We start from the raw sequence: 8,796 nt of genomic DNA, 5'->3' as shown, positions 1-8,796 counted from the left end.
GAACCCGGAAGCTAAGCCTCACAGCGCCGATGGTACTGCAGGGGGGACCCTGTGGGAGAGTAGGACGCCGCCGAACAATCATTCAGAGAAGGCCCTGCCGGGTGAGCCCGGCGGGGCCTTTTCGCGTTTCCGGCCGTTCGGTGTGCGGCGGAAGCGGAGTAGGCCGCCGGGGCGGGAAGTTGACTGGACAACAGTTGGCCGAAAGCTCACGTGGCGTTCGCCGTCGCACTGTGTACGGCCCGTGTGCGCTGCCTTATGTTCGAGCCTTCTCGGAACACCCATGCATGGCACGACTGGGAAGGACATCACGTGGCCTCCATCGACAGGCGCCGTTTCCTCCAGCTGGGCGGCGCGTCCGCCGCTGCCGCGGGCTTCGGCGTCTTGCCGCCCGCGGTCGGCAAGGCGCTGGCCCTGCCCGCGATCAGCCGGACCCGCTCGATCAAGGACGTCGAACACGTCGTCATCCTGATGCAGGAGAACCGTTCCTTCGACCACTACTTCGGCACCCTCCGCGGCGTGCGCGGGTTCGACGACCCGCGTCCCACGGCTCTGCCCGACGGCCGGCCGAACTGGCACCAGCCCGCCGCCGCGGTGAAGACCGGGCGCTACCACGACCGCGGCCTGCCGGCCTCCGAGAAGGAGGTGCTGCCCTGGTACATCGACCCCAGGAACACCACCGAGCACCAGGCCGGGACGGACCACGGGTGGAGCAGCGGTCACCTCGCCTGGAACGAAGGGCGCCACGACCAGTGGGTGAACCAGAAGCAGGACGTCATGACGATGGGGCACCTCAAGCGTCAGGACCTTCAGTACCACTTCGCCCTCGCCGACGCGTTCACCGTCTGCGACTCGTACTTCTGCTCCGTCCACGCCGACACCGCGCCCAACCGCATCTACCTGTGGACCGGCACCAGCGACCCGCGCAACGCCTACGGCCGCAAGCCCAACGGGCCCGGCCTGGAGGAGCGCAACGGCAAGAACGGCTACACCTGGACGACGTACCCCGAGCGGCTTGAGCAGGCCGGGGTCAGCTGGAAGCTGTACCAGGGCGGTTCCGGTGAGCCGGGCACCCCGACGGACAACTACACCGACAACTCGCTGATGTTCTTCGAGCGTTACCAGGTCGCCGAGGGCGCCTCCGGTCCGCTGGTGGAGAAGGGCGCGACCGACCACACGCTCAAGGAGTTCCGGGCCGACGTCCAGAACGGCCGGCTGCCGCAGGTCTCCTGGATCGTCCCGCCGTACCTGTACAGCGAGCACCCCTCCGCCACCCCCACCGACGGCGCGTACTACATCAACCTGGTGCTGGACGCGCTCACCTCCAACCCCGAGGTTTGGGGCCGGACCGTCTTCCTCATCAACTACGACGAGAACGACGGCCTGTTCGACCACGTCGTGCCGCCGATGCCGCCGGTCGTCAGCCGGCCGGGCGGTCAGGGCATGGTCTCCACCGACCTGGAGGCGAGCCTCGGCGACGAGCTGCTCGACCTCGCCAAGTACCCGGGCGAGATGAGCCCGCTGGTGCCCGGCGCCGACCGCGGCGGGCTGCAGCCGATCGGGCTGGGCCCGCGTGTGCCGCTGCTGGTCATCTCTCCCTGGTCGCGCGGTGGTTGGGTCTGTTCGGAGACCTTCGACCACACCTCGGTGCTGCGGTTCCTGGAGGCCCGCTTCGGTATCGAGGAGCCCAACATCAGTGCCTGGCGCCGGTCCGTCTGCGGTGACCTCACCTCGGCGCTGGACTTCTCCGGTGCCGACCGGGGGAAGGTCTCGATACCCGTGCCCGCGCCGATCGCCTCCCAGGGCAAGCCGTACCAGGTGCCGCTGCCCCAGCGGATGCCCACCCAGGAGCCGGGCACCCGCCCGGCCCGCGCCCTCCCGTACGACCTGCGGGTCAACGAGGACGAGACCGACGACGCGACGGTGTTCCAGCTCAACCTGAACAACCGGGGCGCGGCCGGGGCCTGGCTCTACGTCTACGACCGGACGGCGCCGACGGCCGCCCCCCGCCGCTACACCGTCTCGGCCGGTGACAGCTTCGAGGACCACTGGCCGCTGGTCGACGGCGGCTACCACCTCGTCGCCCACGGGCCGAACGGCTCGGTGCAGGAGTTCGAGGGCAAGACGGTGGGCGGCCTGGTCGCCCGCTTCGAACCCGGTAAGGACAAGGTGCGGGTGACGGTGTCCAACCACGGGGACACCACCCGCACCGTCACCGCCGAGAACGCGTACGCCAAGGGCGCCAAGCAGGGCCGCACCCTGCGGCCCGGCGACGACGCCCGGTTCACCTTCGAACTGCGCGACGAGAACCGCTGGTACGACGTCGCCGTCGCCGCCACGGACGGGCCGGCCTACCGGCGCCGCTGGGCCGGGCACCTGGAGAACGGCCGCCCCGGCATCAGCGACCCCGGGCCGCGCTGACCGCTGCCCCGACGGGTTCCGCCGGCGGAGCCCGACCCCGTTCCCGCGATGCTCCCCGCACAACCGGGCCGGTCCCCGTCCACTCCGGACGGGGACCGGCCCGCCGCGCACCATCGGGTGGAGCGAGCGGACGGTGCTGGGGGATGATCCCCTGCGTGACGGAAGAGGCAGGTAGTCCAGGTGCGGACGACGCTTGTGCCTGGGGCGAGCGGCTGGGCTGGGCGTTCGGACTGATAGCGGATGATCCGGCGGTGAGAAGTGCAGCGCTTGACCAACTGGCTGAGGCACAGGAGCAGGTCGAGGACGCGCTCGGTCGGTGCAATGAGCTGTGGCGGCTGACGATGCCCCTGGAGGCGGAGGAGCAGTACCAGGAGCCGGCCTTCCGTGAGGCGCGCCGGAGGTATGGCCGAGCGCGGGGACGTTCGCTGCCTGACGGGCTGTGGGGTCGCCCCGCGAGCGGGGATCTGGCGCATTGGCCCGGGCTGCCCTACGTGTTGCTCTTCCTGGAGTGGGAAGCGAGATACCCGCAGGAGTGGACCCACCATCCGAAGGCGTGGGGCACGAAGCAGAGTCTTCTCCGGGACCTGGCCCTGGTCCACCAGCCGGAGGCGATCAGGGCGAAGCTCACCGACTTGGTCGAGATCGTCGTCCACCGCGCGTACCGCTGCAAGGACCGCGAGTACGTGCGGGTCGCCCGGGCCGTCGACAGCGCCGACCTGCGTGGCAGGCTCGACCGCGCGGTCGAATCCGACAGCCCGTGGGCCCGCTGCCAGGCAGGGTACGTGCGCTGGCTCCTGGACCGCCCCGACCTGCCGAACACCCGTCGTGTCTGGCGGGCCTGGCTGGCAGGCCAGGCCCCGGCGTCGAGGTGACCCGGGACTGAGCCGGGAGGACCGTTCCTTCCGGCGCGTCACCTCGTGGTCGCGGTCTCCTTCGACAGCCGGTTCCAGTACGGGCTGTCACGGCTCCTGCTGCCGAGTGCCTTAACCCTTTCTAGCAGGGGCCGAGGCGGCGCCCCGGCCCGCCGGGACCAGGGCCGGCCGTCAGGGGCGGCCCGGCACCCACAGGGGGACGGGGGCCACGAGGGGCATCGCGCGCGCCGCGTCCTGCTCCAGCCAGCCGTCGACCCGGGCCGGGTCGCCCTCGCTGAGCTCCACCAGCGCGGCCGCGGCGATCCGGGCGCAGCACAGCACCAGCGCCAGGGTGTCCTGGCGGCGGTGGCGCTCCCGGACGTAGGCCTCGGCCCGCTCCTGGGCGCGGAGGCGGTGGGCCGGTCCGTCCTCGGCGGTCAGCGCCTGGACGCCGTGCCACACCAGGGTCAGCGCGCAGGGCTCGGCGGGGTGGGTCTGGTCCTCCCGCTCGGCCTCCTCGCGGGCCTCGGCGGAGCGCTGGCCCAGCCAGCCGAGCGCCGTCGCCACGTCGTCCCCGCAGGAGCGCAGCAGCAGCTCGGCGGCCTGCTCGACGACGGCAGGTACCACCGCCGAGGCCGGCACCCGCAGCCCGGGGGCGGCGGTGTCGCCGAAGGACAGCCAGGCGTCCGCGAACGAGGCCGCGCGCAGCCCGCCCACCCAGGCGGGCGCCCCGCCCGTCGCCCCCAGCCATTCCTCGGTCCCCAGCCGGACCAGCCCCACGGCAACCAGATTCGCCGCGTCCCCGTCCAGGCCCAGCAGTCGTCCGCTCCGCACCACGCACCCCCACCTGCGTTCGTCACCCTTCGAGCACATCCCACCACACCGGGGCGCGAACGAACTAGGCAGGGGCACGTCACGAATCGGTGCCGGTACCGACGCCGGTGCTGGGGCGGCCTGCCAGTGTCTGGGTGCCGATCACCGCCAGCAGCGCCAGCCGCTCGGCGTCCTCGGTGCCGGGTTCGGCCGTGTAGACCATGATCCGCAGATCGCTGCCCGCGACGCTGAGCACGTCGCAGTCCAGCGTCAGCGGTCCCACCTCCGGGTGGTCGACGGTCTTGCGCGAGGCCTCCTGGTGCCCCACCGCGCCGGAGTCCCACAGCTCGGCGAACCGCTCGCTGTTGCCGCGCAGATCGGCGATCAGGCGCCGCAGCCGCTGGTCCGCCGGGTAGCGGCCCGCCGTCGCCCGCAGGTCGGAGACGACGGCGGTCTCCAACGCCCGCCGGGACTCCGGAGTGTGGCGGACCCGGCTGCCCTCGCCGAGGAAGTTCCGCCACGCTCCGTTGCGCTCCTTGCCGTGCCGTTCACCCATCAGCGCGGTGTAGAGCGGATTGGCGAGCAGCAGCGTCCACGCCGCGTCGTGGACGGCGACGGGTGTGCCGGTCAGCCGGTCCAGCATCCGTTGCACGCTGGGCGTGATGTAGGCGGGCACCGTGCCGCGTCCCGGCGCCACCAGCCCGGCGACCCGGAACAGGTGCTCACGCTCCTCCGCGTTCAGTCGCAGCGCCCGCCCCAGCGCCTCGACGACCTGCTCCGACGGGTTGGCCGCCCGGCCCTGTTCGAGGCGGGTGACGTAGTCGACCGAGATCCCGGCCAGCAGCGCCAGCTCCTCCCGGCGCAGTCCGGCCGCGCGCCGATGGCCGCCCGCCGGCAGGCCGGCCGCCTCCGGCGGGACCCGGTCGCGCCAGCGCCGCACCGTCCGCCCGAACTCCGTGGTCGCCATGCCACCACTGTGCACCGCCCCACCCGCAGGTGCCTGGTACCGGCAGTCCCAGGAAGACCGGACGCCTGGCTGACGGTGTCGCCGCGCAGCATCGTGGAGGCATGACCACCACACTGATCACCGGAGCGAACAAGGGCCTCGGCTTCGAGACCGCCCGCCAACTCATCGCCGCAGGCCACACTGTGTACGTCGGCAGCCGGGACCCCGAGCGCGGGCGTCGCGCCGCCGAGCGGCTGGGCGCGCGGCCGGTCGTCATCGACATCACCGACGACGCCTCGGTCACCGCGGCGGCGAGGACCGTCGAGGCCGACGGCGGCCTGGACGTGCTGGTCAACAACGCCGGCGTGGAGGAGCGGGACGCGGACAACCGCGTCATCGGCGCCGCCGACGTCACCGCCGACCTGATGCGGAGCACGTTCGAGACCAACGTGTTCGGCACGGTACGCGTCCTCCACGCGTTCCTCCCGCTGCTGCAGCGCTCCGCCGCCCCCGTCGTCGTCAACCTCAGCAGCGGCCTGGCCTCGCTCACCCGCGTCACCACCGCGGGCACCCCCACCTACGCCTACCCCGGCGTCGCCTACCCGGCCTCCAAGGCCGCCGTCAACATGATCACCGTGCAGTACGCCAAGGCGTTCCCACACATGCGCATCAACGCCGTCGAGCCCGGCTTCACGAAGACGGACCTCAACGGCAACACCGGTATCCAGACCGTCGAGCAGGGCGCCGGGATCATCGTCCGGATGGCCTGCCTGACCCCGGACGGCCCCACCGGCACCTACCGCGACGCCGAGGGCCCGCTGCCCTGGTGACCGATCCACCGGGTGACCGATCCACCGGGTGGGCGCGCGGCCGGGCGGGGCCGGGCCGGGGGTCAGCGTTCGCTGGTGCCGGTGATGCGGCCGCGGGCGAGGACCGGGGTGGTGAGGGAGGTGAGGAGGCGGCGGGGGCGGGTGTTCGGGAGGGCGGCGCGGTTCGGCAGGGGCTCGGCGAGGGCGTAGAGCTCGAAGACGTAGCGGTGCGGGCCGTGGCCCTTGAGCGGCTCGGGGCCGTGGTAGCCGCGGCCGATGAAGGAGCGCAGCAGGGTCACGCCCGGGGCGGGGGCGGACTTGGCGAGGGCGCCGGGGGCGAGCTCCTGCGGGCTCGGCAGGCGGGGCCCGTCGAGCAGCGCGAGGCAGTGGACGGCGGGGTTCGAGCCCAGCGGGACGTCGATGTCCTCGACCACGAGCAGGAGTTCGGCCGTTCCCGCCGGGGGCGTGCTCCAGGCGAGGTGGGGGGAGAGGTTCTCGCCGCCGACCCGGGTGCCGCTGTGCCGGGTGGGCAGGAGGCCGGCGTCGGTGAAGTCCCGGCTGGTGAGGGTGAGGGTCTCCGGGCCGTCCAGGCAGGGCTGGTTCCAGGCGTAAGTGCGTTCTTCCGGGCGGCGGTTGCGCAGCAGGGTGCCGAGTACGGACATGGGGGCGCTTTCCTTGGGCCGGTGGCGCCGTCAGGGGGCTTCGGCGGGCGGGGTCGGTGACGTGCACGACCTTACGCCGCTTGTCGTCGGGATAGGCCTCCCTGGTCACCAGGCCCCGGAGGCCTCGGCGGGCCTCGGCGGGCCCCGGAGGCCTCGGCGGGCCTCGGCAGAATCATTGTTGCCTATCAACTATTTTCTCGCCCGGGTGGCCGGTGGTGGTTGGGGTGCGGGCATGAAACCCGTTTGACCAGCGCTTCTTCGTCGATCACGATGCTCCGGTGACAGTTGAGACCACCCTCGCGAAGGTCGACGCGGACCTCCGTGCCGGCCGGATACCCGTCGCCCGCCAACGCCTGCGTAGCCTGGTGGGCCGCTACCCGGCGGACCTCACGGTCCGGCGCCGGTTGGCCGAGGTCTACCGGCTGTACGGGGAGCCGGTCGAGGCGGGCCGCTGGGCCTACCTGGAGGAGGAGCGGGACGAGGCCGAGACCGCGGCCTTCGAGGGCCGTTACGCCGATCCGCGGCGCCGGATGCGGGCGCTCGCCTGGCGTACCTCCGAGCGCACCGCGTCGACCGAGACCGCCCGCGCCCGGCTGGCCGAACTCCGTGCCGCGGCCTCCGCAGAGGAAGGCCGCCCGGTCCAGTGGGGCCAGGTGTCCGACCCTTACCGGCCGAACGCGTCCGACGACGACAGCGGGCCGTGGTTCTGCCTCGGCATCGGCCTCGTCGGCCTGCTGCTGGGAGCCTTCGCGGTGCTCGGCATGGTCACCTTCGCCGGCTGGTGGTTCTGAGCGGTTCGGTGCGGTGGCGCGTGCGGGGATGAACCCCCGGGCGGGGGTGGGCCGTACTTGACGGTGGCGGCCCGTCGGGGCCGTCCGGTGCTGCCCCGGGTGCCCGCCGATTCCCACGGACGGCGCGGCCGGGGCGGCCCTCGTGGCCCCCACGAACGCCCTGAACCCTCCGAGGAGAAGCACAGATGAAGCACGTACGCCGCGCTGCCGCGGTCACCGGTGGTGCGGTCGCCGCCCTGGCCCTGGCCCTGGCCGGGACCGGGCAGGCCTTCGCCTGGCACCCCGGCGACGCCTCGCTGACGGTCGGCTGCCGGACGGACGCCGGTCACGTCGAGGTCGTCCTCGGCAACAACTACCAGGACGCGGGCGACTACACGCTCAGCCTGATCGGCGGCACCGAGGAGCACCACGGCACCATCGCCGGGCACGGCACCGCCAAGGTGACGGTCGGCTACTCGGGCCACGGCGACCGGTGGCGCTACACCCTGGCGGACACCCACATCGACCAGCAGATCGCCGACGTGCCGCTCTGCCCGTCCGCGACGCCGACGGGCACCCCGACGCCGACCCCGACCCTGACCAAGCCTGGGACGCCGACGCCGACGCCGACGCCGACGCCGACGCCGACCGTCAGCCGGACGGCGACGCCGACGCCGAGCGGGAGCCCGTCGGGGAGCCCGTCCTCGCCCGCCGCGCACCCCAGCGCCTCGCCCTCGGCGAGTGCCTCCGCCTCCGCCGCGCCGGCGCTCGCGCAGACCGGTGGCGGCGGCAACACCGGCCTCGCGGTGGCCGGTGCCGCGACCCTGGTCGGCGGTGCCGGGCTCGTCGTGGCGGCGCGCCGGGTCGCCGCCCGCCGCAAGGCCTGACGGTCCGGCGGATGTTCGTCGACGGAGCGTGGCGGATCACGGTGGTCGGCAAGGACGCCGACTTCGAGCAACGGGCGGTGGTCCGTACCCCGTACGGGGTCCTGGTGCTGGCCGGTGCGGTGGGGGAGTCCCTGGTCGTCGACGCCGACACCTGGGAGCTGCGCCTGGAGCACCTGTGGCCGGGGCGCGGATGGCGGCCGGACGTCGAGGTGGTGCCCGGTCCGGTGACCGGTACGGGCGGCCGCCGCAGCCGGGAGGTCCGGGCGACGGACTGCTACTGGCCGGGGCAGCCGCGGCCGGTCCTGCCGCACAACCTGGTGCTGCGGCTGGACGCGTTCGGGGCCGAGGAGCCCGCGGCGCGACCGGTACGGACGGTGCGGGAGGCGATCACCCCGGCGGGAACACCGCTGATCCGGACCAGTTCCGGCCCCCAGGTCGACACGGTGGACAGCAAGTCCACTGCGGGCAGGGCCGGTTGGTGACCGCCAGGGCGTGAACGGGGAGGGGCGGCCGCGTGAGCGGCCGCCCCTTCGCGCGTGGTGGCGCGGATGCTCTTATGGATGTCAAGCAGCGATGGTGAGCTGCTCGGTGGTGGTGCTCGGTGTGCTGGGCGTGGTCAGGACTCGGTAGATCTCTCGGG

General features: G+C 73.1%; 9 protein-coding genes and 1 rRNA gene. 7 read left to right on the top strand and 3 right to left on the bottom strand.

Annotated features, from left to right (window positions below; genetic code table 11):
* From rrf to ACFY2K_RS43225, 3 genes are all read left to right on the top strand, one after another.
* Positions 1-76 (top strand): 5S ribosomal RNA (gene rrf / locus ACFY2K_RS43235); the annotation flags it as partial.
* Positions 77-309: 233 nt separating this feature from the next.
* Entirely contained in the window at positions 310-2,418 is a 2,109-nt protein-coding gene (locus ACFY2K_RS43230; RefSeq protein ID WP_380521642.1) for a phosphocholine-specific phospholipase C, read from the top strand.
* Positions 2,419-2,573: 155 nt separating this feature from the next.
* A complete protein-coding gene (locus tag ACFY2K_RS43225) occupies positions 2,574-3,290 on the top strand; it encodes a hypothetical protein (RefSeq protein ID WP_387718593.1) in 717 nt (238 codons plus the stop codon).
* 171 nt (positions 3,291-3,461) lie between these two features.
* Here the strand turns inward: ACFY2K_RS43225 and ACFY2K_RS43220 are convergent, their stop codons facing one another.
* Positions 3,462-4,106 carry a hypothetical protein gene (locus ACFY2K_RS43220; protein WP_387718590.1) on the bottom strand — a complete coding sequence of 215 codons (645 nt, stop codon included), beginning with the start codon at positions 4,104-4,106 and terminating at the stop codon, positions 3,462-3,464.
* 76 nt (positions 4,107-4,182) lie between these two features.
* Positions 4,183-5,049: a helix-turn-helix transcriptional regulator gene (locus tag ACFY2K_RS43215; RefSeq protein ID WP_387718587.1), complete on the bottom strand. Its 867-nt coding sequence runs from the start codon at positions 5,047-5,049 to the stop codon at positions 4,183-4,185.
* 101 nt (positions 5,050-5,150) lie between these two features.
* Here ACFY2K_RS43215 and ACFY2K_RS43210 point away from each other — a divergent pair, with 101 nt between their 5' ends.
* Positions 5,151-5,858 (top strand): SDR family NAD(P)-dependent oxidoreductase, encoded by a 708-nt coding sequence (locus tag ACFY2K_RS43210; protein ID WP_380595198.1) that lies wholly within the window; start codon positions 5,151-5,153, stop codon positions 5,856-5,858.
* Between the two features lie 62 nt (positions 5,859-5,920).
* On the opposite strand, the gene ACFY2K_RS43205 is transcribed toward ACFY2K_RS43210, so the two are convergent.
* Positions 5,921-6,499: a YbhB/YbcL family Raf kinase inhibitor-like protein gene (locus tag ACFY2K_RS43205; RefSeq protein ID WP_380595200.1), complete on the bottom strand. Its 579-nt coding sequence runs from the start codon at positions 6,497-6,499 to the stop codon at positions 5,921-5,923.
* Positions 6,500-6,777: 278 nt separating this feature from the next.
* Between ACFY2K_RS43205 and ACFY2K_RS43200 the strand changes: the two genes are divergently transcribed.
* The 3 genes from ACFY2K_RS43200 to ACFY2K_RS43190 all read left to right on the top strand — a co-directional run bounded on the left by ACFY2K_RS43200 (position 6,778) and on the right by ACFY2K_RS43190 (position 8,638).
* Positions 6,778-7,290, top strand: a complete 513-nt coding sequence (locus ACFY2K_RS43200) for a DUF6584 family protein (protein WP_375884050.1) — start codon at positions 6,778-6,780, stop codon at positions 7,288-7,290.
* A 185-nt stretch (positions 7,291-7,475) separates the two neighbouring features.
* The gene (locus tag ACFY2K_RS43195; protein ID WP_387718582.1) at positions 7,476-8,156 is read left to right on the top strand and encodes an LPXTG cell wall anchor domain-containing protein; all 681 of its coding nucleotides are present in this window, start codon (positions 7,476-7,478) and stop codon (positions 8,154-8,156) included.
* 11 nt (positions 8,157-8,167) lie between these two features.
* Positions 8,168-8,638 carry a hypothetical protein gene (locus ACFY2K_RS43190; RefSeq protein ID WP_380595203.1) on the top strand — a complete coding sequence of 157 codons (471 nt, stop codon included), beginning with the start codon at positions 8,168-8,170 and terminating at the stop codon, positions 8,636-8,638.
* Positions 8,639-8,796 lie beyond the last annotated feature (158 nt).

Source organism: Kitasatospora sp. NPDC001309 (assembly GCF_042896295.1).
Classification (GTDB): domain Bacteria; phylum Actinomycetota; class Actinomycetes; order Streptomycetales; family Streptomycetaceae; genus Kitasatospora.
Note: the sequence above shows the minus strand (reverse complement) of the source record. Positions and strands in the feature narration are given on the sequence as shown.